This window comes from Novosphingobium album (ex Hu et al. 2023), assembly GCF_022832385.1.
GTDB lineage: Bacteria > Pseudomonadota > Alphaproteobacteria > Sphingomonadales > Sphingomonadaceae > Novosphingobium > Novosphingobium album.
The window spans coordinates 98,528-122,655 of sequence record NZ_JALHLE010000001.1; the positions used below are offsets into that span (position 1 = coordinate 98,528).

At 63.6% G+C, this 24,128-nt stretch carries 22 protein-coding genes; 15 read left to right on the forward strand and 7 right to left on the reverse strand.

The features are described 5' to 3' along the window. Nucleotides 1-49 precede the first annotated feature (49 nt). On the reverse strand, nucleotides 50-3,259 hold the full coding sequence (locus tag MTR64_RS00580) for an intermembrane phospholipid transport protein YdbH family protein (RefSeq protein WP_243989749.1): 3,210 nt from the start codon (nucleotides 3,257-3,259) through the stop codon (nucleotides 50-52). A 53-nt stretch (nucleotides 3,260-3,312) separates the two neighbouring features. Between MTR64_RS00580 and radC the strand changes: the two genes are divergently transcribed. The 7 genes from radC (at nucleotide 3,313) to MTR64_RS00615 (ending at nucleotide 10,077) form a co-directional block, all read left to right on the forward strand. Next, a complete protein-coding gene (radC, locus tag MTR64_RS00585) occupies nucleotides 3,313-4,047 on the forward strand; it encodes a RadC family protein (RefSeq protein WP_243989751.1) in 735 nt (244 codons plus the stop codon). Then, a complete protein-coding gene (locus tag MTR64_RS00590) occupies nucleotides 4,047-4,790 on the forward strand; it encodes an NRDE family protein (RefSeq protein WP_243989753.1) in 744 nt (247 codons plus the stop codon). Before radC ends, MTR64_RS00590 begins: the two co-directional genes overlap by 1 nt. 142 nt (nucleotides 4,791-4,932) lie before the next feature. Then, a complete protein-coding gene (locus MTR64_RS00595) occupies nucleotides 4,933-6,729 on the forward strand; it encodes an SLC13 family permease (protein ID WP_243989755.1) in 1,797 nt (598 codons plus the stop codon). A gap of 94 nt (nucleotides 6,730-6,823) precedes the next feature. After that, on the forward strand, nucleotides 6,824-8,137 hold the full coding sequence (gene purB, locus MTR64_RS00600) for an adenylosuccinate lyase (protein ID WP_243989756.1): 1,314 nt from the start codon (nucleotides 6,824-6,826) through the stop codon (nucleotides 8,135-8,137). A gap of 79 nt (nucleotides 8,138-8,216) precedes the next feature. Beyond that, nucleotides 8,217-8,570 (forward strand): LapA family protein, encoded by a 354-nt coding sequence (locus MTR64_RS00605; RefSeq protein WP_243989757.1) that lies wholly within the window; start codon nucleotides 8,217-8,219, stop codon nucleotides 8,568-8,570. 4 nt (nucleotides 8,571-8,574) lie between these two features. Then, a complete protein-coding gene (gene pyrF / locus MTR64_RS00610) occupies nucleotides 8,575-9,252 on the forward strand; it encodes an orotidine-5'-phosphate decarboxylase (protein ID WP_243989758.1) in 678 nt (225 codons plus the stop codon). Nucleotides 9,253-9,324: 72 nt separating this feature from the next. Further along, complete coding sequence (locus MTR64_RS00615; protein ID WP_243989759.1) at nucleotides 9,325-10,077, forward strand: SIMPL domain-containing protein; 753 nt, start codon at nucleotides 9,325-9,327, stop codon at nucleotides 10,075-10,077. Between the two features lie 7 nt (nucleotides 10,078-10,084). Here MTR64_RS00615 and MTR64_RS00620 read toward each other — a convergent pair whose 3' ends face one another. Continuing rightward, a complete protein-coding gene (locus MTR64_RS00620; RefSeq protein WP_243989760.1) occupies nucleotides 10,085-10,444 on the reverse strand; it encodes a DUF4019 domain-containing protein in 360 nt (119 codons plus the stop codon). A 114-nt stretch (nucleotides 10,445-10,558) separates the two neighbouring features. Here MTR64_RS00620 and MTR64_RS00625 point away from each other — a divergent pair, with 114 nt between their 5' ends. Then, nucleotides 10,559-11,200 (forward strand): phosphoribosylanthranilate isomerase, encoded by a 642-nt coding sequence (locus MTR64_RS00625; protein ID WP_243989761.1) that lies wholly within the window; start codon nucleotides 10,559-10,561, stop codon nucleotides 11,198-11,200. A gap of 56 nt (nucleotides 11,201-11,256) precedes the next feature. Here the strand turns inward: MTR64_RS00625 and MTR64_RS00630 are convergent, their stop codons facing one another. Continuing rightward, nucleotides 11,257-11,724, reverse strand: coding sequence for a hypothetical protein (locus tag MTR64_RS00630; protein ID WP_243989763.1), 468 nt, complete (start codon nucleotides 11,722-11,724; stop codon nucleotides 11,257-11,259). A 368-nt stretch (nucleotides 11,725-12,092) separates the two neighbouring features. Between MTR64_RS00630 and trpB the strand changes: the two genes are divergently transcribed. From trpB to MTR64_RS00650, 4 genes are read left to right on the forward strand one after another with little or no spacing between them, the layout of a single operon-like run. Continuing rightward, entirely contained in the window at nucleotides 12,093-13,334 is a 1,242-nt protein-coding gene (trpB, locus tag MTR64_RS00635; protein WP_243989765.1) for a tryptophan synthase subunit beta, read from the forward strand. Then, a complete protein-coding gene (locus MTR64_RS00640; RefSeq protein WP_243989767.1) occupies nucleotides 13,331-13,642 on the forward strand; it encodes a cupin domain-containing protein in 312 nt (103 codons plus the stop codon). The genes trpB and MTR64_RS00640 overlap by 4 nt, the downstream gene beginning before the upstream one ends. After that, a complete protein-coding gene (gene trpA / locus MTR64_RS00645; RefSeq protein WP_243989769.1) occupies nucleotides 13,639-14,415 on the forward strand; it encodes a tryptophan synthase subunit alpha in 777 nt (258 codons plus the stop codon). Before MTR64_RS00640 ends, trpA begins: the two co-directional genes overlap by 4 nt. 7 nt (nucleotides 14,416-14,422) lie before the next feature. Further along, nucleotides 14,423-15,769 (forward strand): bifunctional folylpolyglutamate synthase/dihydrofolate synthase, encoded by a 1,347-nt coding sequence (locus MTR64_RS00650; RefSeq protein WP_243989771.1) that lies wholly within the window; start codon nucleotides 14,423-14,425, stop codon nucleotides 15,767-15,769. Here the strand turns inward: MTR64_RS00650 and MTR64_RS00655 are convergent. Further along, on the reverse strand, nucleotides 15,766-17,094 hold the full coding sequence (locus tag MTR64_RS00655) for an AmpG family muropeptide MFS transporter (protein WP_243989773.1): 1,329 nt from the start codon (nucleotides 17,092-17,094) through the stop codon (nucleotides 15,766-15,768). The two genes, MTR64_RS00650 and MTR64_RS00655, sit on opposite strands and share 4 nt — an antisense overlap. Before the next feature lie 94 nt (nucleotides 17,095-17,188). On the opposite strand from MTR64_RS00655, the gene MTR64_RS00660 reads away from it, so the two are divergent. From MTR64_RS00660 to MTR64_RS00670, 3 genes are all read left to right on the forward strand, one after another. Next, nucleotides 17,189-18,094: a pseudouridine synthase gene (locus MTR64_RS00660; protein WP_243989775.1), complete on the forward strand. Its 906-nt coding sequence runs from the start codon at nucleotides 17,189-17,191 to the stop codon at nucleotides 18,092-18,094. Continuing rightward, complete coding sequence (gene rsmD / locus MTR64_RS00665) at nucleotides 18,091-18,648, forward strand: 16S rRNA (guanine(966)-N(2))-methyltransferase RsmD (protein WP_243989776.1); 558 nt, start codon at nucleotides 18,091-18,093, stop codon at nucleotides 18,646-18,648. The genes MTR64_RS00660 and rsmD overlap by 4 nt, the downstream gene beginning before the upstream one ends. Before the next feature lie 94 nt (nucleotides 18,649-18,742). After that, nucleotides 18,743-21,031 carry an ATP-dependent helicase gene (locus MTR64_RS00670; RefSeq protein ID WP_243989777.1) on the forward strand — a complete coding sequence of 763 codons (2,289 nt, stop codon included), beginning with the start codon at nucleotides 18,743-18,745 and terminating at the stop codon, nucleotides 21,029-21,031. A 1-nt stretch (nucleotide 21,032) separates the two neighbouring features. Here MTR64_RS00670 and MTR64_RS00675 read toward each other — a convergent pair whose 3' ends face one another. From MTR64_RS00675 to MTR64_RS00685, 3 genes are all read right to left on the reverse strand, one after another. Further along, a complete protein-coding gene (locus MTR64_RS00675) occupies nucleotides 21,033-21,794 on the reverse strand; it encodes a sugar phosphate isomerase/epimerase family protein (RefSeq protein ID WP_243989778.1) in 762 nt (253 codons plus the stop codon). 96 nt (nucleotides 21,795-21,890) lie between these two features. Next, nucleotides 21,891-23,231: a DEAD/DEAH box helicase gene (locus MTR64_RS00680; protein WP_243989779.1), complete on the reverse strand. Its 1,341-nt coding sequence runs from the start codon at nucleotides 23,229-23,231 to the stop codon at nucleotides 21,891-21,893. A 171-nt stretch (nucleotides 23,232-23,402) separates the two neighbouring features. After that, the gene (locus tag MTR64_RS00685) at nucleotides 23,403-23,999 is read right to left on the reverse strand and encodes a hypothetical protein (RefSeq protein WP_243989780.1); all 597 of its coding nucleotides are present in this window, start codon (nucleotides 23,997-23,999) and stop codon (nucleotides 23,403-23,405) included. Nucleotides 24,000-24,128: the final 129 nt, after the last annotated feature.

Consider the following 24,128-nt stretch of genomic DNA (forward strand, 5'->3'; position numbering starts at 1 on the left):
ATGGCCAGGGTTGTTGCAGCCGGAATGCCTCCGGTCAATTCAGGTGGGATCATGGGGTCTTCTCACTGACTGAAGGCTGAATGGCGATAGCGGGCACGCCGGGCTGCGCCGCGGCCTTGATCCGGCCGTCTGTCCCGATCAGGCCGAGCGTGCGCGGATCCACCACGTAATTCGGATCGTAAAGCGAGCGCAGCGGCGCAAACAGGCTAAAGAACGGCGCCTTGATATTGAGCACAAAGCGGATCGGCAGTTTGGCGACCTGCTTCGTCAGGAAGTTCTGCTTGGCGCCGATCCCCTGACTGATACCGTTGAAACTCACGCGGGTGATGATCTCACCCGCAAGCGTACCACCCAGCGAAATTTCCATGCGCTTGAAATCGACCGACTTGAGCATGTCAAAGGCAAAATTCCCCATGGCAGACAAGTCCTTGTAGGTCAGTTCGCCCACATAAGCGACGTTGCCGCCCGGCGGACGCGACACGAGATGCCCTTCTTCGATCCGCCCGCCGTTCTCGTCGAAAATCAGCGGCAGTTCGCCATCAAAGACGCCCGTCGCGTTGAGGTTCGACATGTCGAGGTGGCGCACGAAAGTGGATGCATCCAGCCCCACGACCTTGAGGGTGTAATAGCGCGTTTCAGCCACACCGATCTTCATGTGCGCCGGCTCCAGCGTCAGCGTGCCGTTCATGAAGGGCCACCTCGCACCGTTGATCTGCAGGAAATAGTCGGGCTTCATCTCGAACGACATGATGCCGTCCGTCACTTCGATGCCGGGATTGATCGAGGCGAGGTGCAGCTTCTGGTCCGGCGCGGTAACGAAACCGAGCAGATCGGTGAAGACCACTTGCCCGGATAGCCCCTTCACCGGACCGAACGGCGCTGCGAAGTCCATTCCGGCTGTGACGATGCGGCCGTGACTGGTCACGCCCTTTTCATTCCAGTCGATGCGCCCGGTACCATCGACCGAACCTTCCAGGTTGGACACCACGCCAAGCGCCAGCGTGGAAAGCGTATCGGCCTGGAGCTTGTCGTCGAATCGCAGGCCATCGACCGTCAGATCGGCATGCCCCCCGGCGGTGGCCAGATCATGGACGATATCTGCCCTCACCACCTCGCGATCGCTCTCGGGCTCGCGCACGAGAGCCTGGGCGGTAATCACATTGTCCTTCAGGCGCAGCGTCGCATCGCGCGCGATCATCGGATTGAAGCGGGCGACCTGCTGACGGTCCACCAGTGTGAAATGGGCTCCATCAAGCGTCAGGACGCCTTTGGAGTAATGCCAGGCGCCACCGGTCTTGAGCAAATCCAGCGGCACGGCATAGAGGCGCACATCGGCGTCGGTGAATGTGCCGCCCACATCCTGGCCGACGCGGGCCTCCAGATCGCTGACCGCAAAATGCGACGCACCCGCTGCAGGCCCAAGATCGACCTTCAGCGCACTGGCCTTTACCGTGCCCGGCCCAGCCCCGGACATCGCAAACCCCAGCGGTCCGCTTGCAATTCTGACCGGCGTTTCACCGAGGCGGCCGGACAAGTCCAGCGCGGCCACACCAGCAGCAATCCGGAACACGCCGCTGCGCCCGCGGACAATCGCGCCATCATCCGCCGGACAAACAGACAGGCTGCGGCGGTCGAGCGTCAGATTGGCGAACTGAAGCTCATGGAAGGCGACCTGCGTGCAGCGCGGCCAGAGCGAAAGATCACCGTTCGCGGCCCACAAGCCTTCCACAGGGACAATCAGATTGCCGGCCCGTCCGCCCGGCAAATCGCCGGTGAGTTCAGCCTGCCCGGTAAACCGCAATGCACCGCCCGCGTCCTGCACCATCGCCAGCTGCGGCAACGACAGGCTATTCGCGCCATCACTGTATGCGGGCATGCTGACATGCATCGCCAGCCGTCCATCGGCGCCGCTTTCCATGCGTCCCGAAACCCGCGGCAACCCGCGACCGCCAGTCGCGAAACTTCCAGTCACGAGCGGAAGCCCCTGCGCCCCGAACATCGCCTGGACCCGAGACAATGTCACCAGTGAGGCTCCGCTGCCGCCCCGCAGCGCACCGCGCGGCACTACCAGGCTGTAGCCCTCCTCGGTCCGGCGCAAGATCAGGTTGGCGGTCAGTGAACTGCCGCGCGTTTCCCGCTGCAGTGCAGCCCGCGCCTGCGCCGCCAGTGGAGCGAGGAGCGTCCCTTCTCCTGCTTGCTGGATACCTGCCAGAGAGCTGTCGAGTTCCGGACCAAGAGCAATGCCCTTGCCGCCAAGGTCTCCGTCGATGTCGAAGCGCGCCAGCCCCCCGGCCAAGCGCGCACGGCCGTCGAACGATAGGCTGGCGAAACGCGCCTGCGGCATATCAAGGCCGCTCGCGGCAAGATCATAGCGAACGTTGAATCCGCCGTCGCGGTAGGTGACATGCGCCGTCCCCGATGCCTCCCCCAGACGGTTTTCCCCGTAGCGCCCTTCGCGGGCACGCAAGCCCAGCTTGCCCTCCCCGCCATCAAGCGCCTTGTCTAAAGTGACATCAAGTTGCAACCCGGCCTGCACCAGCCGCACAGCTGCATCCGGACAGGTGAGTTCCTTGAGCCGCACCGGACCTTCGAAGCGCGGCTTGAGCGACGCAACCGTAACCTTGCCGTAGAGGCTGACCTGCCCGGCCGCGCAACCTTCGACCGCGAACTTGGGCGCTATCGCGGCCAGTTCCCCGGCAAAGCCGCCGCGCAGGGCGCCCGCCCCATCGAGTTTGGCGCCGATGCGGCCATAATCGCTTTCGATCAGAGCGCGGCCATCCTCAATCGCGACATCGAGATCGGGCATTTCGAATGGCCCACCCTCTCCCGAAAACAGCGCCTTGTCGAGCGTGCCGAAACTCATCTTGCCGCCGCGTAACGCACCGTAGAGGCGCGGATGCACTACCGTGATCCGCCCAATGCCGGGCAGGCCCCAGTCAAGCCGTGTGGCGACGCGGATTTCCTCCACGGTCAGATCGGGCGCATCGGGATCGCCGATCACCAGATTGCGGACCACCTGCTCGGAAGGACCGATCGACACGATCTCGTAGTGCGCAGGCAGGCCCAGCGAATCGAGCTGCCCGGCAATCACATTGTCGGCAATCTCCTTGCGCATGGCCCAGGCGAGGCCCAGCGCGATCAGCAGCACGACGGCAGCGGTCATCATCCAGACGCGCCAGCGCACGCGGCGCGCAGGTGGCACGCTCGCTTCACCGGCCACGAAATCGGCCCCGGTCGACTGGTCCTGCTCTTGCGCCATCCGCTCCATCACTTGCGCTGGCCGCGCGGGAAAGGCAATTGTTTGTGCACGCTATGACAGACGACGCCCCACTCTTTGATGAACGCGCCGCACCTGCGCAGCGCCCCGTCGATTCCGCAAACGATCCCAGTGGCCACCGCAAACGGCTCCGCAAGCGCCTTCTCGAAGGCGGGCTCGATGCACTGGCAGATCACGAAGTGATAGAACTGCTGCTCGCACAGGCGGTCGCTCGGCGGGACATGAAACCGCTGGCGCGCAGTCTCCTGCAGCGGTTCGGTTCGCTTGCAGGCGTTCTCCAGGCCGATCCACGTACGCTGGCGGGACATCCCGACATGGGTGAAGCAACGACAGCGGCGCTCCAGATCGTCCGTGTCGCAGCCACGCGCATGGCCCGCGAGACAGTACGCGAAGCTCCCGTGATCGGTTCATGGCAAGCGCTGATCGACTACCTGACGATCGACATGGCGCACCTGACCGTCGAGCGCGTACGGGTACTCTATCTCAACGCCAAGAACATGCTCATTCTGGATGACCTCGTAGGGGAAGGCTCAATCGACGAGGCAGCCATCCATCCACGCGAAGTGATCCGGCGCGCTCTGGATATCGGAGCAACTGCGCTAATTCTGGTTCACAATCATCCGTCGGGCTCGCCCCAACCCAGCCGCGCAGACATCGAGATCACCAACCGCATTGCCGAAGCGGGTCGCCTGCTGGGAATCACCGTCCATGATCACGTCATCATCGGGCGCGAAGGCCATGTCAGCCTGCGGACGAAGGGCCTGATCTGATGTGTGTCGCTGCCGTCGCATGGGATACGGATTCTGACTGGCTGCTCGTCTGTGCAGGCAATCGCGACGAATTCCACGCCCGCCCTTCCGCTCCCTTGTCGCGCTGGACAGACGGATCCGGCATCCTTGCGGGGACCGATCTGACCGGAGGCGGCACCTGGCTGGGCGTGACCGGACAAGGCCGCTTCGCGCTTGTCACAAACTATCGCGTCCCCGAAGGCCCGCAACCCGGCCGTCCGTCTCGCGGACGGCTGGTTACCGACCTGCTCACCGGGCACGAGCCGACCGGCATGGCGGCCATGAATCCGTTCAATCTGGTGCATGTGGAGGCGGGAAGCGCATGGTTCCTCACCAACCACCCCGAACTGGAACGCAGGCGCCTGATACCGGGCATTCACGGTCTTTCGAACGGCGGCTTCGATGTGCCCTGGCCCAAGACCCTGCAGGTCGAACAGGCGATCGAACAATGGCTCGCAAATGGGACCGAAGACTGTTCAGCGCTGCTGGACAGCTTGCGCGACGAGACGCCTGCCATCGACCCCGACCGTCCGGATCATGGCCCCGAAACGCGTTTCGCACCTGTCTTTATCCGCGACGACAGCTATGGCACCCGCTGCAGCACGGTAGTAGCGATCTCTCGCGAAGGCCGTGGTACGATCGTCGAGCGCAGCTTTTCGCCGGAAGGAAAAATGACCGACGAACGCACCAAAATCTTCACATGGCCCGTCATGAAGAACATTTAATATATTGATAATAATGATATTTTAGATCAACTTTCATATTGTCAATCTTTTCTATAGACAAATCAGACTTGCACAGCTTGCAATTCCCGCTAACTCCACACGCCTGCACATGCGCCAAACCGGGGAAAGGGCAGCAAGAACAATGATCGAAGGACTCGCCGCCAGTTCACCTGCCGTGATGGGCGTACTGCTGCTCCTTCTGTTTTTGGCTTTTGCATTCGAGCTGGCTGCTCCCGAAGTCGTCGCACTGGTGCTGGTCGCCGTCCTGCTCGTGCTGGGTATCATTGCGACAGACGACGTTCTTGCCGCCATGGGGAACCCGGCCCCGCTGACGATCGTGTGCATGTTCATCATCTCTTCCGCGATGGTTCGCACCGGTGCACTCGATTTTCTGGCGATGCGCATCACCGGCATCGGCAAGACCCGCCCGGTGTTCTCGATTGCCGTCTTTCTGGCAGTGATCGCGGCAATGTCCGCCTTTACGAACAACACGCCGCTCGTGATGATGATGATCCCGGTCGGCATGACGCTGGCCAAGGAACTGGGCATCTCTCCGTCCAAGATCCTGATGCCGGTATCCTTTGCCGCAGTGCTGGGCGGCACGGTAACGCTGCTGGGTACCTCGACCAACATTCTCGTCGATGGTGTAGCCCGCAAGGCCGGTCTCGCCCCCTTCTCGATCTTCGAAATCGCCCCGGTCGGCCTGATCGTCGCGGTGACGGGCGTCATCTGGCTCACCCTGTCGCACCGGCTGCTTCCCGTGCGCGACACCGTGGCCGGCCTTTCGTCTGCAAGCGACAACAAACGCTTCGTCGTTTCGGTCTTTATCGAGGCCGGATCGCCCTACATCGGCCAGGACCCGCGTGAAATCGACCTGTTCGCCCGGCCCGAGCGCCGCCTTGTTGACGTGCTGCGCGGCGACAAGTCCCTGCGGCGCGATTTCAGCCGGTACCCGCTGGAAGAAGGCGACATTCTGGTCATGCGCACGTCGGCCAGTGACGTCATCACGATCAAGGAGCATGGCCAGCACGCCCTGACCGCCGCTTCCACCACCGATCCGCACCTCGTCCAGCTTTCGACCCGCAATTCGGTCATGGTCGAGACCCTGCTCGCGCCCGGCGCGGAAATGATCGGCCACACTCTGGCGGACCTGCGCCTGCGCCGCCGCTACGGCGTCTATCCCATCGCCTTGCACCGCAAGGGCACCAATCTCGAGGAACGCTACGAGACCGTGCCCCTGCAGGTGGGCGATACCGTTCTGATGGAAGGTGCGCCCGAAGACCTGCGCCGCCTTGTCGAAGACCAGCAACTGGTCAATATCGCCGAGCCCACCGCGCGCGGCTTCCGCCGGAACAAGGCGTGGATCGCGGTCGGCACGATGCTGGGCATCGTGATTGCCGCAGCATTCGACGTGATGCCACTGACAGGCCTTGCAGTGCTGGGCGTGGCAGTCGTGCTGGGAATGCGCTGCGTGGAACCGGAGGAAGCGTTCAAGTCCGTCGACTGGCGGATCATAGCGCTGATCGTCGCCATGCTCTCGATCGGCACGGCCCTGGAAAAGACCGGCATGGTCGAAGCCGTCGTCGGACTGGCCACGCCCTGGCTGGGCACCATGGGACCTTTCGCGGCATTGGTTGCCATCTATGTGCTCAGTCTGGTGCTGACCGAGCTGGTGACCAACAACGCGGTCGCGGTAGTTGTAACGCCGATCGGCATCAGCCTGGCCCATGCCCTCCACGCCGATCCGCGCCCGTTCGCCGTGGCGGTGATGTTCGCGGCGTCCGCCAGCTTCCTCACCCCGATCGGCTACCAGACCAACACGCTGGTCTATGGTGCGGGCGGATACAAGTTTACCGACTTCTACCGCTACGGCTTCCCGCTGACCTTGATTGTGTCAATCACCACGTTGATCATGATCCCCATCATCTGGCCGCTCTGATCCGCGCACGCGGGCATCGCTAAAGGACCGCTCCCTCTTGCCTTCCGCGTCCGTGCCCCCTAGCGGCTCGCGCGGAACGCAAAAGGAGTCGAACATGGTCCCCCGCTACGCCCGCCCCGCGATGACCGCGATCTGGGAACCGGAAGCCCGCTACCGCATCTGGTTCGAGATCGAAGCGCATGCCGCCGTCAAGATGGGCGAGATGGGCACCGTGCCCGCGAGCGCCGGCAAGGCCCTGTGGGACTGGTGGGCAACCAGCCCGAAAGTTGACGTCGCCGCGATCGATGCCAAGGAAGCCGTGCTCAAGCACGACGTGATCGCCTTCCTCGACTGGGTTGCCGAACAGGTCGGCCCGGAAGCGCGCTTCATGCACCAGGGCATGACCAGCTCCGACGTTCTCGACACCACGCTCAATGTTCAGCTCGTACGCGCGGCGGACATCCTGCTTGCGGACCTCGATGACCTGCTCGCCGCGATCAAGCGCCGGGCCGAGGAGCACAAGTACACTCCCTGCATCGGCCGCAGCCACGGCATCCACGCCGAGCCGGTGACCTTCGGCCTCAAGCTGGCCGAGGCCTATGCCGAATTCGCCCGCGCGAAGAAGCGCCTGATCGCCGCGCGCGAAGAAGTCGCCACTTGCGCGATTTCCGGCGCGGTCGGCACATTCGCCAATGTCGATCCAGCTGTCGAAGTCTATGTCGCGGACAAGATGGGACTGGTGATCGAGCCGGTCTCGACGCAGGTCATCCCGCGCGACCGCCACGCGATGTTCTTCGCGACGCTCGCCGTCATTGCCAGCTCGATCGAGCGCCTTGCCGTCGAAGTCCGCCACCTGCAACGCACCGAAGTGCTGGAGGCCGAGGAATACTTCTCACCCGGCCAGAAGGGCTCGTCGGCCATGCCGCACAAGCGCAATCCGGTGCTGACCGAGAACCTCACCGGGCAGGCGCGCATGATCCGCTCCTACGCCATGCCGGCGATGGAGAACGTAGCGCTGTGGCACGAGCGCGATATCTCGCACTCCTCGGTCGAGCGCTTCATCGGTCCGGACGCCACCATCACGCTCGATTTCTCGCTGGCGCGCCTCACCGGCGTGATCGACAAGCTGCTCGTCTATCCCGAGCGCATGCAGAAGAACCTCGACCGCATGGGCGGCCTCGTTCACTCACAGCGCGTGCTGCTGGCCCTGACGCAGGCCGGTCTGTCGCGCGACGAAAGCTACCGTCTCGTCCAGCGCAACGCGATGAAGGTGTGGGAATCGGACGGTCAGCTGAGCCTCATGGAACTGCTCAAGGCCGACCCCGATGTCGCCGCCGCGCTGAGCGCGGAAACGATCGAGGAGAAGTTCAACCTCGATTACCACTTCAAGCACGTCGACACGATCTTCGACCGGGTGTTCGGGGCGTGAACTACGCCCCCTCTCTTCCCTTGCCTCCGATTCGCGCCTAGCATCCGGCCATTCCCCCGGAGAAAGAGCAGGAGGAAGAATGCAGATCATCCGCACAGTCGCCTGGATCGCGCTGACCGCGATCCTGGTGGCGTTCATCGCCATGAACTGGACGAAGGTGCCGGTGAACCTGTGGCCGCTCGAAGACGGCAACTACGTTCATTTCGAATGGCCGGTGGGCATTGTCGCCCTGCTGTTCTTCCTGCTCGGCATGGCCCCGCCCTGGCTCTACCTGCGCGCCGTGCGCTGGCGGATGAGCCGGCGGATCGCCAGCCTCGAAAATTCGCTCAGGGCCAGTTCCATGCCCTCGATCAATGCGCGCCCCGACAGCCCCTCCACAACGGGAGCAACGCCGCTTGAAGCGTCTTCAACCCCAAGCTCTCCGGAAGCCTGAACCAATGAACCACAATCCCGTCTTTCTTGCTCTCGACCTGCCCCGCCTCGACTCCGCCGAGGCGCTTGCTCGAAAGGTCGCGGGCCATATCGGCGGGATCAAGCTGGGGCTCGAATTCTTCTGCGCCCATGGCCACCACGGCGTGCACGAACTCCACAAGCTTGGCCTGCCGATATTCCTCGATCTCAAGCTCCACGACATTCCGAACACCGTGGCTGCCGCGATGCAGGCGATCCATGTGCTCGAACCGGCGATCGTCACGGTCCATGCCGCAGGCGGACGCGCGATGATGGAGGATGCCAAGGCAGCCGCAGGCGAGAACACCAAGGTTGTCGCCGTCACCGTTCTGACCAGCCTCGATGACGACGATCTCACCGCCATCGGCGTGAAGGCCGATCCGGCAGAGCAGGCTCTCCGCCTCGCCGACCTGGCCCATTCGGCCGGGCTCGACGGCATCGTGTGCTCGGGCCACGAAGTCGGCGCGATCCACAAGCAGTGGAAGGACGGATACTTCGTCGTTCCCGGGCTGCGTCCCGCAGAAGGTGGCAACGGCGATCAGAAACGCATCGTCACTCCGCGCCAGGCTCGCGACGCAGGCGCCAGCGTGCTGGTGATCGGCCGCCCGATCAGCCGCGCGGAAGATCCGCTGGCCGCAGCAAAGGCCATCGAAGCGACGCTCTGATCCCGGGTTCAGCCTGCGGCAACCTCATGCATTCCAGACCGTTGGTCAGAGTGTGACAAAGGAGGATGCCCGATGACATCGAAGAGACTTGCCTGCGCCCTGGCGCTTGCCCTGCCGCTGGCCGCGCCCGGCGCCGCCTCCGCGCAGACTGCCGCTTCGGTGCTGATGGAACAGGGCCACACTCTGCTGGCCATCGATGCGCAAGGCACTTCGACCCGTGAACCCGACATGGCAACCTTCTCAGCCGGCGTCACGACGCGCGGCCAGACTGCAAGCGCCGCGCTGGCGGAAAACGCCGCGCGGATGAACAAGGTCTTTGCAGCGCTCAAGCGGGCCGGAATTGCCGACAAGGACATCCAGACCCGCAACCTTTCGATCAACCCCGTCTATTCGCAACCAGTGCGTCAACCCGACGGCAGCTATAGCGACGAACAGCGCCGGATCGTGTCTTACGAAGCCAGCAATCAGGTCAGCGTGCGCCAGCGCAAGCTGGACGACTACGGCAAGGTGATTGACGCTCTTGTTTCGACTGGAGCCAATCAGGTCAACGGCCCGGAATTCACACTGTCACAGCCCGAAGCAGCACAGGACGAAGCGCGCACGGCCGCCGTGAAGGAGGCCCGCCGCCGCGCCGACCTCTATGCACAGGCAGCCGGGTTGCACGTCGTCCGCATCCTCTCGATCACCGAATCGGGGGGCTACAGCCCGCGGATCACGGTCACCGCTGCCAAGAGAATGATGGCCGAGGCAGCCCCTTCTCCGGTTGCGGCAGGTGAAGTGGACGTTCAGGTCAACCTCAACGTAAGGTTCGAACTGGCGCCCTGAGAGCTTCTCAGTTCAGCATCATTTCCTGCGACTGGATGTCGTACCCCATCAGCGTGAGCTTGCCCCCGTCACCCTTGCGGTAGACGAACTGCTCGGTGCCGGTCCCCTTCTCGAACGTCGTCTGCATGGTCAGGGTCAGGAATGTGCCGCCGGTGGTGGCCTCGGCGTTCCAGCCTACCTGCTTGCTGCCCCTGACCGTGCCCAGCTTGCGGTGGACGGCATCGAGCAGCTTGCCAAAGCGGTCGCGCGTGGTCGCCTTGTGCAGTTCGGGATCGCCGTTGGTCCACAGGCCTTGCCATTGCCCGGCATCCAGAGCCGCATGGAATTGACCGACTTCGGCGGACGCATCCTGAAAGGACTGCTTCACGCCGCACCCGCCAAGCATTGCAGCGGCCGCGAATAACATTAGATAGCGCGCCAGACGGTTCATCCCGGTCCCTCTCTCGAACGTGCGGACCGCAATCTAGGCGAGAACGCACCGATGCCAACACCGGCGATCAAGATTTGCGGCATCAGCACACCCGAAGCACTGGAAGCGACGATCCGGGCACGAGCCGACTATGCCGGCTTCGTGTTCTTCGCCAGAAGTCCGCGCAATGTCTCGCCCACGCAGGCCGCCGACCTCGGCGCCCGTGCGCAGGGCCGCATCAGGCGCGTGGGGCTCTTCGTCGATGCCGATGATTCCACAATCGCCGAAGCCGTGGATGCCGCCGGGCTCGACGTGTTGCAGTTGCACGGCAGGGAAACGCCCGAACGCGCCGCGCAGCTTCGCTCGCGCTTCGGGATTCCCGTCTGGAAGGCCATGGCCATCGCCAGCATCGGTGATGTGGCGCGCGCTCATGCCTATGCCGGTGCCGCCGACCTCATGCTGTTCGATGCCAAGACGCCGACCGGAGCCCTCCCCGGCGGCATGGGGCTCAGCTTCGACTGGAGCCTCGTCGCGCACTGGAACGGCCCGCTCAAATGGGGCCTTGCCGGGGGCCTGACAGCCGGGAATGTCGGCCATGCCATCGCTCTTACCGGGGCACCGCTGGTCGATACATCCTCAGGCGTGGAAAGCGCGCCGGGCATGAAAGACCTCGACAGGATCGCCGCCTTCTGCACGGCCGTGCGCGCCGCATAAAAAAGGCGGCCCGCATGAAGCGGACCGCCCTCCTTTTCCGGACTCGGTGTACCGGATCAGAACTTCACGCCCAGACCGACAAGACCGAGGTCGGCGTCCGGGGTGTTATCACCGACCAGCAGATGCTGGTATTCGGCCTTCACAAAGTAGCGCGAACCGAGATCCTGCTGCAGACCGCCACCAACGCCGACGGCGCTGTTGCAGTATCGGCAGGACTTGGACTGCCAGCTGGCCAGGGCATAGGCCTTCGTCGTGGGCAGAACCTTGGCACCGACGCGGCCACCCACACCCCAGGTAACGCGGGTGTTGCTGGTCAGAACCTTGTCTGCCGAACCCTGAACACCCGCGAAGAACTTGTCGCCGAGATCGTAGTCGTAACCGGCGGCAATGCCCGCGATCGCTTCTGTATCTCCGTTATTCCAGATGACGCCGCCGCGAGTCTCCACGCGGGTCTCATTGGCAAGTGCCGGAGTGGCCAGCACGGCCGCGGCAGCCGCGGCAAGCGAGACGATGGCAATACGCATATTCGATACTCCAGATTGTTATCCCGGATCACCAGGACACCATCCGGCTAGGCCCGCCACGCTTGCCGCCAAGTGAACCAATCGAGGCCATTTCGAGGCAAATCTCTGCGCCATTATGACAATTGATGACAATGATGAAATATTTGCATTTAAACGATAATTTCCGTCATTTCGACGCATTTCATTGTTACTGTTCAGTATCTGGAAAGGGAGCTCGCAGCGCTCCTCAGTCAAGCCCCAGATGAGACGGTTGCAGGCAAAGGAAAGACATCCGGAGCATGGCCTGCGGCCACCGCACGGCGGCTGGCTTGCCGGACTGTACAAAGCCGCTCTGGACAAGCGTCGGACCCTCTGCCAAGCGCGCGGACATGACTGCCCAACCGCCTGTGAACAGCCTGCGCTCGCTGCCCGACGACTCCGGCCACTTCGGCCAGTTCGGCGGACGATATGTCGCGGAAACGCTGATGCCGCTCATTCTCGATCTCGAGAAGGAATACCGCAAGGCTCAGGACGATCCGGCATTCTGGGCCGAGTTCGACGCGCTGATGAAGGATTTCGTCGGCCGCCCGAGCCCGCTCTATTATGCCCCGCGCATGACGGAGCACTTCCGCGAGGCCGCTCCCGCCGGGAAGGGCCCGAAGATCTACTTCAAGCGCGAAGAGCTCAATCACACCGGCGCGCACAAGATCAACAACTGCATCGGCCAGATCCTGCTCGCCCTGCGCATGGGCAAGACCAAGATCATCGCCGAAACCGGCGCGGGCCAGCACGGCGTGGCCACGGCCACGGTCGCCGCGCGCTTTGGCCTCGAATGCAAGATCTTCATGGGCGCAACCGACGTCGAGCGGCAGAAGCCCAACGTCTTCCGCATGAAGCTGCTCGGCGCCGAAGTCATCCCGGTAAAGAGCGGTGCGATGACGCTCAAGGACGCGATGAACGACGCGCTGCGCCACTGGGTCGCGAACGTCCACGACACCTTCTACATCATCGGCACCGCAGCGGGCCCGCACCCCTACCCCGAGCTGGTCCGCGACTTCCAGAGCGTGATCGGCAAGGAAACGCGCGAACAAATCATGGAAAAGGAAGGCCGCCTGCCCGACATGCTGGTGGCGGCCGTGGGCGGCGGCTCCAATGCGATCGGCCTGTTCCACCCGTTCCTCGACGATCCCGATGTCGCCATGACCGGGATCGAGGCGGCCGGGCACGGCATCGAGAGCGGCCAGCACGCGGCCAGCCTCACCGGCGGCGGCCCCGGCATCCTTCATGGCAACAAGACCTATCTGCTGCAGGACGAGGACGGCCAGATCACCGAGGCCCACTCGATCAGCGCGGGTCTCGATTATCCGGGCATCGGCCCCGAACACTCGTGGCTCTACGAAAGCGGCCGCGTCCGCTACGTGCCGATCACCGACGATCAGGCGCTGGAAGCCTTCACGCTGTGCTGCTCGCTGGAGGGTATCATCCCAGCGCTCGAAAGCGCACACGCCCTGGCCGCCCTGCCCCAGGTCACTGCCGAAATGGATGAGGACAAGATCCTCGTCGTCAATGTGTCGGGACGCGGAGACAAGGACATCTTCACCGTCGCCGACGCACTTGGGGTGGAATTGTGAAGAAATTTCGCGCCTCGGAATTTGTCGCCGAACAAGCCTGGGGCAGCGTCCTGCTCGCCGATTTTGAAGACGTCACCGTCAAGCTCCATTGGACGGATCAGCCTTATCGCTGGCACGCCAACACCGGACGGGAAGTGTTTACTGTCCTGGATGGATGCGTGGACATGCACGTGCGCGAGAATGGCCAGGAAAACATCCTGAGGCTGGAAGCCGGTGACGGTGTCAGCGTCGAACCCGGCGATGAACACGTCGCGCATCCGCGTGGCCCAGCCCGCATCCTTGTCGTGGAACGAAAAGACAGCGAATGACCCGCTTCGAAACCACCTTTGCCAAAGGCCCCGCTCTTGTCTGCTTCATCACCGGGGGGGACGGCGACACCGCCGCCAATCTCGACGCGCTCGTCGAAGGTGGCGCCGATGTGATCGAGTTGGGGATGCCCTTTACCGATCCCATGGCCGACGGCCCGGCGATCCAGGAAGCCAATATCCGCAGCCTCGGCAAGGGCACGCGCACGGCCGACATCTTCCGCATGGCCACCGAGTTCCGCGCGCGCCACTCGCACGTGCCGCTGGTGCTGATGGGCTATGCCAACCCGATGACGATCCGCGGCCCAGAATGGTTCGCCGCCGAATGCCAGAAGGCAGGCGTGGACGGCGTGATCTGCGTCGACATTCCGCCCGAGGAAGACGCCGCACTTGGCCCGGCCCTGCGCGACGCGGGCGTATCGCTGATCCGCCTTGCGACCCCGACCACCGATGCCGCACGGCTGCCCGCCGTGCTCGAAGGCTCGTCGGGCTTCCTCTACTACGTCTCGGTCGCGGGGATCACCGGCATGCAGCAAGCCGCGCAGGCCTCGATCGAGGATGCGGTTGCCAGACTCAAGGCCGCTTCGGACATCCCCGTCGCGGTCGGCTTTGGTGTGCGCACGCCTGAACAGGCGAGCAAGATCGCCAGGGTGGCGGACGGCGTCGTGGTCGGCTCGGCTTTCGTCGATCTGATCAAGCAGCATGGCGACAAGGCCGCCGGTCCGCTCAAGGAACTGACCTCGGCCCTCGCCGAAGCGGTGCATTCCGCACGCTGAGCGCCCCATGACGCGGCCGTCCGACTTTGCGGTGTCCGACGATCCGCGCGTGCAGGCCCAGCTAGATCGTCTGGGCGCGCTGTCCGTGCCGCAGGGTCGCATCGGTCTCGACACGGTCCGCGCCCTGCTGGACCGCCTCGGCAACCCGCAGCGGGACCTGCCGCCCGTTTTCCATGTGGCGGGCACCAACGGCAAGGGCTCGACCTGCGCCTTCCTGCGCGCCGCGCTGGAGGCGGCGGGCAAGACCGTGCATGTCTTCACCAGCCCGCATCTGGTACGCTTCAACGAGCGCATCCGCGTGGCCGGAGAACTGGTCAGTGATGCCATGCTGGCTGACCTATTGGCCGAAGTCCTCGATGCTGCCGAAACGGCCGGAATCGGCGCCAGCTTCTTCGAAGTCTCCACCGCCGCGGCTTTCCTCGCCTTCACACGCGCGCCAGCCGATGCCTGCGTGATCGAAGTAGGGCTTGGCGGCCGTTTCGATGCAACCAATGTGATCGAAACACCTACGGCCTGTGGCATCGCCTCGCTAGGAATTGACCACGAGGCGTTCCTGCTGGCACCGGACGAGGGTGTTCCCGCCGATCCGCTGGCCCGCATTGCCTTCGAAAAGGCCGGGATCGCCAAGCCCGGCGTCCCTCTGGTGACGCTCGACTACACGCCCGCCATGAATGCGACGATTGCCGGGCGAGCAAAGCTGGCAGGCGCGCCGCACATCATGCGAACGCGCGACTGGTCGGTCAACCACGCACCCGAAGGTTTCGTCTATCGAGACGCTAAGGGGGCACTCACTCTGCCTGCCCCCGCCATGCCCGGCGTGCACCAGATCACCAACGCGGGCCTCGCCATCGCCATGCTACGCCACCAGAACGCCGTTCCCGTGCCGACTACGGCCCTGGCGGAAGCGATGCACCGCGCCCATTGGCCCGCGCGCCTGCAGCGCCTGCAGCCAGGCCCACTCACCGAACTGCTCCCGCCCGACACACCCTGCTGGCTCGACGGCGGACACAACCTGGACGCAGGGCAGGCGCTCGCCCGCCATTTCGACAGGATCGATGCGCGAATCCACCTCGTCATCGGCATGCTGTCAAACAAGAATCCTGCAGCCCTGCTCGAACCGCTGCGGGAGCGGCTGGCGAGCGTGACCGTGGTGCCCGTTCCGGGCCATGCCTGCCACGAGCCCTCTGCTTTCAGCGCGATCCCGGTGATCCCGCAGCCGACCTTCGCCCGCGACGTGGTTGAAGCGCTGCGAGCACTAAACGTCGCGACCGCACGCAGGGAGATCGTGCTGATCGCAGGCTCGCTCTATCTCGCAGGTGTGGTCCTGCGCGAAAACGGCGAGATTCCGGATTAATCGCGCGCATCGCCTTCGCCGACTTCACCCGCCGTGCCCATCGCATCATCGACCAGCCCGCTGCGCATCATCCACCAGAACAGGACAATGCCCGGCAACGCCACGAGCGTCGTGAGCAGGTAGAAATTCGCGTAGCCCATGGCTTCGATCAGAGCGCCCGCCGTCGTGCCAGTCAGGAAGCGGCCGACAATGCTCGCCCCGGCCGAAATCAGAGCATATTGCGCGGCCGTGAAGCGCAAATCGCACAGCGCCGAGAAGTAGGCGACCACCACAACCCCGCCATAACCGCTGGCGAAGTTCTCGAACCCGATGGCAGAGGCCATGCCTATGTTGCTGTGGCCGGCGGCCGCGAGCAGCGCAAAGCTGAGATTGGACACAGCCATCAGGACAAGTGCAATCAGTACCGAGCGTTTGAGGCCCAGCCGCGAATAAATCACGCCGCCCACAAAAACCCCCACGATCAACGCCCAGAAGCCCACACCGATGTCGTAGAGAGCAATTTCATCGTTGGAAAACCCGAGATCGTCGAACAGCAGGCGGAACGTAAGGTTTGCCAACGTATCGCCGATCTTGTGGACAAGGATGAACAGCAAGACCAGCAAGGCACCCTTGCGCTTGAAGAACTCGGCGAAGGGCCCGGTGATCGAAGCCCACACTTCTCCCAAAGCCCGCCGCTCGTTGAAGACCTGATGCCGCTGCGGCTCGCCCAGCAGCAGCGCCGTGATCATGGCCGGCAGAGCGAAGACCGAGCAGGCCGCGTAAGCGAAGTGCCAGTCGAACCGCGCCGCCAGCACCAACGCCAGCGAACCGGCAAGTGCCGCGCCTATGCGCCAGCCGTACTGGCTCATGCCGGAGCCCACCCCGAGCTGATAGGGCTTAAGCGTCTCGATCCGGTAGGCGTCTATAACGATGTCGAAGCTGGCACCGGCAACGCCCAGCAGAACGGCGGCGAGAGCCGTCCCGGCAATATCGGTAGCCGGATTGGCCAGTGCGAGGTTCACCGTGGCCGCCATAACCAAGAGACCGATAACCACCATCCAGGACACTCGCTGGCCCAGTCTGCCGATCAGTGGCAGATTGACGCCGTCCACGATCCACGCCCAGAGAAACTTCAGATTGTAGACAAAGAAAGCGAGTGTAAACGTTGTAATCGTTGATTTCTCTATCCCGTCCTGTGCAAGCCGGGTCGTCAGCGTCGCGGCCAGCATGGCGAAGGGAAAGCCGGAGGAAATTCCCAGGAAAAACGCCGCCAGCGATTCCTTTTCCAGATAGGGATGGACCGAGGCCCAGACGCCGCGACGCTCGATTTGGGGTTGGGCGTCCACGCCTTGCTCTCCAGAAAGTTGCGGCGCCAACTTAGCGGGCACTGTGGCGATGGGAAGACTGGATGAAGCCGCGATCAACAGCTAAGGCCGCGTGATGGCACAACCTCCCAGAAAATCCGGCGGCCCGCGGCGCGGCGGCCCCGGCGCAAAACCTCCTTTTCCGCGCGGTCCGCGCAAGTCTGGCGGCCTCGCGCCCCGTGGCGCCAAACCGCCGCGTGCTGCGCCCCCCACCCCAAAGGACCCCACGCTCCCCGCCCGTGAAGGCGAGCGCATTGCCAAGCTGCTGGCACGCGCCGGCGTCGCCAGCCGCCGCGAGGCGGAGCGGATGATTGCCGAGGGGCGCGTCAAGCTGGGTGAGGATGTGATCGAGACCCCTTCCACGGTGCTGACCAGCCTCAAGGGCGTCACAGTCGACGGCAACCCGGTGAAAGCCGCCGAGGCGACCCGCTTGTTCGTCTTCCACAAGCCCGCCGGGCTGATCACGGCCGAACGCGATCCCGCGGGACGGCCGACGATCTACAACGCACTGCGTAACGCCCTCCCGCCCGGAACCGGGCGCGTCATGCCGGTGGGCCGCCTCGACTTCAACACCGAGGGCCTGCTGCTGCTGACCAACGACGGCGAGTTCAAGCGCCAGCTCGAACTGCCCGCGACGGGTGTGCCGCGCACCTACCGCGCCCGCGCTTTCGGTGCCGTCACGCAGGCACAGCTCGAAGGCCTGATCGAGGGGATCGAGATCGAGGGTATCCGATACGGCAAGATCGACGCCAACATGGAGCGCAGCAGCGGCCGCAACCGCTGGATCGAAATGACCCTGACCGAAGGCAAGAACCGTGAGGTCCGGCGTGTGCTCGAACATCTGGGGCTGGAAGTCAGCCGCCTGATCCGCACTGCCTATGGGCCGTTCCAGTTGCTCGACCTGCCCAAGGGCGCGGCGATCGAAATCGATTCGAAGACCCTCGATAAATTCCGCAAGACCTTGCCTGGTGCCAAGGCATGAAAGGCGCCCTCAGGATCGTCGCGGGCGAATGGCGCGGCCGCAAGCTGGCCGCGCCCGAAGGTGACGCCACGCGCCCTACGGCGGACCGCACCCGCGAGACGTTATTTTCAATGCTGGTCAGCCGCCTGGGTTCGTTCGAGGGGCTGAAAGTGGCCGATCTCTTCGCCGGTTCCGGCGCGCTCGGGCTCGAAGCCTTGTCACGCGGCGCCGCGCATTGCCTGTTCGTCGATCAGGACGCTACGGCGATCCGGGCAATCCGCCACAACATCGCCGCGCTTCAGGCACAATCGCGCAGCGATGTACGGGCAAGTTCGGTGCTGTCGCTTGGGCCAGCGAAGGAGCCGATGGACCTTGTCCTGCTCGATCCTCCCTATGAGACTGGCGCTGGCGCGGTCGCCATCGACAAGCTGGCCCGTCTTGGCTGGATCGGCGATGGAACGTGGATCAGTCTCGAGACAGCCAGGACCGAAAGCGTAGCGATCCGAGGCTTCGAAACCGAAACCATGCGGGATGTCGGCAAGGCGCGGCTTCATATCCTGCGCCGTTCGGACTGACGCGCACATATAACCAGGACTCCGAACGAAAAGGCGAGGAAACCAAGCACTGTCTGCCTTGCGCGAACCGCCTTCGTTCCCTAGTTGTTCACCCGTGAACGACCTGCAAGCCCCCTCTCAAGACCCGCTGATCGACGGCCTCAACGAGCCCCAGCGCGAAGCCGTGCTGACTACCGCAGGCCCGGTGTTAATGCTGGCAGGAGCAGGTACGGGCAAGACCGCGGCGCTCACCCGCAGGCTGGCGAATCTCATCCGCAGCCGCCTTGCCTGGCCGAGCGAAATCCTCTGCGTCACCTTCACCAACAAGGCCGCGCGTGAGATGCGCGAACGTGTCGGCCAGCTGATTGGTCCGGAAGTGGAAGGCATGCCCTGGCTCGGCACCTTCCATGCGATCGCCGCCAAGATGCTGCGCCGCCATGCCGAGCTTGTGGGCCTGCAGTCCAACTACACGATCATTGATACCGATGATCAGCTGCGCCTGCTCAAGCAGCTGATCGTGGCTGAGGGGGTGGACGAAAAGCGCTTCCCCCCGCGCCAGCTCGCTGGTTGCATCGACCGCTGGAAAAACCGCGGCCTCAATCCGCAGGATCTCGATGCGGGCGAGAACGAGGCCTACGCCAATGGCAAGGGCCGTCATTTCTACCAGCTCTATCAGGACCGGCTGAAGACACTGAACGCCTGCGACTTCGGCGACCTGCTGCTGCACATGCTGAACATCCTGCGGACCCACCGCGATGTCCTCGAGCAGTACCAGCAACGCTTCAAGTACGTAATGGTGGACGAGTATCAGGACACCAATCAGGTCCAGTACCTGTGGCTCCGGCTGATCGCACAAGGCCGCCAGAACATCTGCGTGGTGGGCGACGACGACCAGTCGATCTATTCATGGCGCGGTGCAGAAGTTGCCAATATCCTACGGTTTGAAAAGGATTTTCCCGGCGCGAAAGTGATCCGGCTGGAGCAGAACTACCGCTCCACCCCGCAGATCCTTGCCGCCGCCTCCGGCCTCATCAACGAGAACAGCCAGCGGCTCGGCAAGACGCTTTGGACCGAACGCCATCCCGGCGACAAAGTTCGTGTGATCGGCGTCTGGGATGCACCTGAGGAAGCCCGCCGGGTGGGCGACGAGATCGAGCGGCTGGAACGAGAAGGCGCGCCGCTCGATCAGATAGCGATCCTCGTGCGCGCGCAATACCAGACCCGGGAATTCGAAGACCGGTTCATAAGTATCGGCCTCAAGTACCGGATTATCGGTGGTTTTCGTTTCTACGAACGTGCGGAAATCCGCGACGCCCTCGCCTATCTGCGCGTTATCGCCCAGCCCGCAGACGATCTGGCCTTCGAACGCATCTACAACGCCCCCAAGCGCGGCCTCGGCGCCAAGGCGCTGGAAAAATTGCATCAGGTCGCGCGTGGCCGGGGCATTCCGCTGGCTGCCGCCGCGATCGAGATCGCCGACACGGACGAACTGCCCGCTCGCGCGCGCAACACCTTCCTTGCGCTGATGCGCGATTTCGCCCGCTGGCGCGATCTGGAGAAGACCGAGAACCCGGCCGACCTGCTGCGCACGGTCATGGACGAATGCGGCTATACCGATGCACTGCAGGCGGAGAAGACGCCCGAAGCGGCCGGCCGCCTCGAGAACCTAGTCGAACTCGCTCGTGCCATGGAAGAGTACGACAGCCTCGGCGACTTCCTCGAACACGTCAGTCTTGTCATGGACAACGATGCTTCCGCCGACGAGGAAAAGGTCACGATCATGACCATGCACGGCGCCAAGGGGCTGGAATTTGACAACGTGTTCCTGCCCGGGTGGGAGGAAGGCGTGTTCCCCTCGCAGCGCTCGCTCGACGAAGGCGGCCTTGCCAGTCTCGAGGAAGAACGCCGCCTGGCCTACGTTGCGATCACGCGTGCGCGGCGCAAGTGCACGATCCTTCATGCCGCGAACCGGCGCATCTACGGCCAGTGGACCAGTTCCATCCCTTCGCGCTTCATCGCCGAACTGCCTTCGGACCATGTCGAAAGTGAAACCACGCTATCGGGTGGTGCCTCGCTGTGGCGCGCGCAATGGTCCGAGCATTCCGATCCCTTTGCCGATGTCGCACGTGCCCAGCCCGCCCGTACCGTCACGCGCGGGCCCGGATGGCAGCGCGCGGCACAGCAGGAATACGACCCCAAGCCACGCAAGATCGCGGAAAGCACCCGCAGCGCCGCCAGCTTTGCCGCCAGACCGCGCAGCGACATCGCGATCGGCGCGCGCGTGTTTCACGAGAAGTTCGGCTACGGCACCGTCGCCACGCAGGAAGGCAACAAGCTGGAAATCGACTTCGAGCAGTCCGGCCGCAAGCGGGTGATCGACAGTTTCGTCAAGCTGGCGGAATAGGTCAGACGCCCCAGCGGGTGAGCCGCTCCGAAATCCATTCCACGCCGCGTGAAATTGCCGACTCGTAGCCCTCCGCCTCGATTGCCGGGCCAAGAAATTCGAGGTCGAAGTATCCGGTATAGCCGGCATCGAGCAGTTCGCCGATCAGCCATTCGAGAGGAATCGAGCCATCGCCCGGCACCCGGCGATTGAATTTCAGCTCTTCGCCGGTCCGAAAATCGCTGACATTGACGATCAGGAAACGATCGTGGTTTTCGCGAAACAGGCGTGGCAGATCGCGTTCGTACCAACAGTTCTGCAATTCCACGACCACGCCAAGATCAGCGCGTCTGCCCAGTTCGCAGGCGGCATGCAGCGAGCCGACGAATCCCAATTCGCGATTGGTGATCGAACTGTGTTCGATCACCAGACGCACCCCCGACTGGATCGCATAGCTGCTTGCCAGACCCAGCATCGCGACGAGACGATCGAATGCCTCGTCGGTCGGCATCCGCTCGGGCGCCGGACCGGAAACGCTGAATGCAGAGCGGCAGCCCAGCGACGCAGCGACATCGATCAACGGCCGCAGGTGCGCCAGAGTGGACTGGGCATCGTCGATCAGGCACGCACCGCCAGTTCCGATCGAGGCCACCTGCATTCCCGATCCGCGCACAAGGGCAATCGCCTCATCCGGCGGATCACCCAGCCTGGCCATGGTCAAGGACACCGCCCCCACACCCAGCCGGGCCAGAAACTCAAGCGATTGCCCAATCGGCCATCGCATGGCCGAGACCAGACTAACCGAAGCGCGGGGATGTACAAAGGCCGTGCACATGGGCGAAGTCTAGACGAAAGACCCGGACCACGTCGCCCGTTTCGTTCAGGCCAGCGCGGATACGCTCAGGAATTCCGGAACCGGACCGTTCCAGCCATCGTCCTCGGGCTCTGGCTCCGCACGGCGCGGGCGGCGTTCCTTGCGCGGCTCCTCAGACCGGGCGTCGCGGCGCGGGGCACGCTCTTCGCGCGTCCTCTCGCCTGATTCACGCCGGGTCTTCTCGCGCGGTTCACGCCGGGGCTTTTCCTCGCGCGGGGCCTCGGCTTCCTCGAACTGAAGTTCGTAGACGGGGATCTTGCCGCCGGTCAGCTTCTCGACGTTCTCGATCGCCTCCGCATCCTCAGGTGCGACGAACGTGAAAGCCCGCCCTGTCGCGCCGCCACGGCCAGTACGGCCGATGCGATGGACATAATCGTCCGGATGCCAGGGCGTATCGAAATTGAAGACATGGCTTACGCCCTTGACGTCAAGTCCGCGCGCGGCGACGTCGGAAGCACACAGGATATTGATATCCCCCGCCTTGAAGCGCTCCAGCTCGGCAAGACGCGCGGGCTGGTCCATGTCGCCATGAATTTCACCGGCAGCGAAACCGTGACGCTTCAGGCTCGTGGCAAGTTCGCGCACGGTCGTCTTGCGGTTGCAAAAGACGATCGCGGTGGAAACGTCATCGGTCCGCAGCAGCTGGCGCAGCACTTCGCGCTTCTTGCGCGCATTCACCGCGACCTTGTGCTGGGCGATGTTGGTGTTGGTCGTGGCCGGACGGGCGACCTCGATATACTTCGGATTCGAAAGGAAACGGTCGGCCAGCTTCTTGATCACCGGCGGCATCGTTGCCGAGAACAGCATCGTCTGGCGGTTGACCGGCAGCTTTGAGCAGATCGTCTCGATGTCGGGGATGAAGCCCATGTCGAGCATGCGGTCAGCTTCGTCGATCACCAGCAGCTCGCAGCCGGTCAACATGATCTTGCCGCGTTCGAACAGGTCCATCAGGCGGCCGGGCGTTGCGATCAGCACGTCCACGCCACCAGCGAGAGCCTTGAGCTGATCACCCATCTGCACGCCGCCGATCAGCAGCGCCATCTTGAGATCATGGTTCTTGCCGTACTTCTCGAAATTCTCGGCGACCTGTGCTGCCAGTTCGCGCGTCGGCTCGAGAATCAGCGAGCGCGGCATCAGCGCGCGGCGGCGGCCATGCGCGAGAATATCGATCATCGGCAGCACGAAGCTGGCGGTCTTGCCTGTGCCGGTCTGCGCGATGCCGATCAGATCCTTCATCATCAGAACCGGCGGGATGGCCTGCGCCTGAATTGGAGTCGGTTCTGTGTAGCCCGCGGCTTCCACCGCTTGCAGCAATTCATCAGACAGGCCGAGATCGGCAAAGCTCATAGGCTGTGTGTTTTCCGGAAAGATCGAGAGTGAACGCACCTTACAGGTTAGCAACAGGAATTGACATCCTGTCCGCGACCCCACGGGCACGACTGCGGGGGCCCTAGGCACCAAGGGCCGTCAAAGTCAAGAATTTCCGGCCTGAACACCGCATTTACGGCGTCGGCGTGCTCAGTGCCCGTCCGGAACCAACTGCCTGATACGAGTCAGTTTGCAATTCATGCCACTGCGCGAAAGCAGCGTGTCACGGTCCACGCAGAGCTGCCCGTCGGACGTACGTGCGAGATAGAACCCGGAATAGAAATCCCGTGCCCGGCACGACCGTTCCAGGTCAGCCGCGACCAGCCGACGGTCCCGCATGTAAAGCAGCAGCCGGCTTCCCTTGTTGGGCTTGACGCCGGCGATACCGCTGATTGGAAGGCATTTGCCGATCTTGCGCTCGCTGAAATGGAGATCGAAATCGTCGTCGGGCATGCCTGTCAGCATGTCCGGCGGCATCGGTGGCGCGGCGCGGGGCGTAATGCGGATCTCCATGCGCTGCTCGATGCGCACCTGCCTCGCAGGCTGCGGCTGCACGTCTTGCAGCATCCGGATCGAAACGGGCCTTTGCCGGGCGAAGATCTGCCTGCTTCCCGGCGCGACATAACCCGGTGCAGGCGGTTCGGTCTGCCGCACCGGCTGCGCCGCATCGTCCACGCCACTATCGACTGCACCAGTTGCCGGAAGCAACAAGGCAATCGGATAGAGCAGAACGGTAACGAGATTCATGCGTTGGCGGGTCCCCGGAACACGGCCATGCCGTTCCTCCCGCCATAGTGCAAGACCTTGAACCGCCGCTTAACTCGACGCGAATTTGCGTTGTGGCCAGATGAAATCCACGCCCGTCTGTGCCATAGC

What these genes read in the sequence shown, in the direction of transcription:
- MTR64_RS00580 (WP_243989749.1), bottom strand. Translation starts at nt 3,259, where the DNA reads ATGGCGCAAGAGCAGGACCAGTCGACCGGGGCCGATTTCGTGGCCGGT.
- radC (WP_243989751.1), top strand. Translation starts at nt 3,313, where the DNA reads ATGACAGACGACGCCCCACTCTTTGATGAACGCGCCGCACCTGCGCAG.
- MTR64_RS00590 (WP_243989753.1), top strand. Translation starts at nt 4,047, where the DNA reads ATGTGTGTCGCTGCCGTCGCATGGGATACGGATTCTGACTGGCTGCTC.
- MTR64_RS00595 (WP_243989755.1), top strand. Translation starts at nt 4,933, where the DNA reads ATGATCGAAGGACTCGCCGCCAGTTCACCTGCCGTGATGGGCGTACTG.
- purB (WP_243989756.1), top strand. Translation starts at nt 6,824, where the DNA reads ATGGTCCCCCGCTACGCCCGCCCCGCGATGACCGCGATCTGGGAACCG.
- MTR64_RS00605 (WP_243989757.1), top strand. Translation starts at nt 8,217, where the DNA reads ATGCAGATCATCCGCACAGTCGCCTGGATCGCGCTGACCGCGATCCTG.
- pyrF (WP_243989758.1), top strand. Translation starts at nt 8,575, where the DNA reads ATGAACCACAATCCCGTCTTTCTTGCTCTCGACCTGCCCCGCCTCGAC.
- MTR64_RS00615 (WP_243989759.1), top strand. Translation starts at nt 9,325, where the DNA reads ATGACATCGAAGAGACTTGCCTGCGCCCTGGCGCTTGCCCTGCCGCTG.
- MTR64_RS00625 (WP_243989761.1), top strand. Translation starts at nt 10,559, where the DNA reads ATGCCAACACCGGCGATCAAGATTTGCGGCATCAGCACACCCGAAGCA.
- MTR64_RS00630 (WP_243989763.1), bottom strand. Translation starts at nt 11,724, where the DNA reads ATGCGTATTGCCATCGTCTCGCTTGCCGCGGCTGCCGCGGCCGTGCTG.
- trpB (WP_243989765.1), top strand. Translation starts at nt 12,093, where the DNA reads ATGACTGCCCAACCGCCTGTGAACAGCCTGCGCTCGCTGCCCGACGAC.
- trpA (WP_243989769.1), top strand. Translation starts at nt 13,639, where the DNA reads ATGACCCGCTTCGAAACCACCTTTGCCAAAGGCCCCGCTCTTGTCTGC.
- MTR64_RS00650 (WP_243989771.1), top strand. Translation starts at nt 14,423, where the DNA reads ATGACGCGGCCGTCCGACTTTGCGGTGTCCGACGATCCGCGCGTGCAG.
- MTR64_RS00660 (WP_243989775.1), top strand. Translation starts at nt 17,189, where the DNA reads ATGGCACAACCTCCCAGAAAATCCGGCGGCCCGCGGCGCGGCGGCCCC.
- rsmD (WP_243989776.1), top strand. Translation starts at nt 18,091, where the DNA reads ATGAAAGGCGCCCTCAGGATCGTCGCGGGCGAATGGCGCGGCCGCAAG.
- MTR64_RS00675 (WP_243989778.1), bottom strand. Translation starts at nt 21,794, where the DNA reads ATGCGATGGCCGATTGGGCAATCGCTTGAGTTTCTGGCCCGGCTGGGT.
- MTR64_RS00680 (WP_243989779.1), bottom strand. Translation starts at nt 23,231, where the DNA reads ATGAGCTTTGCCGATCTCGGCCTGTCTGATGAATTGCTGCAAGCGGTG.
- MTR64_RS00685 (WP_243989780.1), bottom strand. Translation starts at nt 23,999, where the DNA reads ATGAATCTCGTTACCGTTCTGCTCTATCCGATTGCCTTGTTGCTTCCG.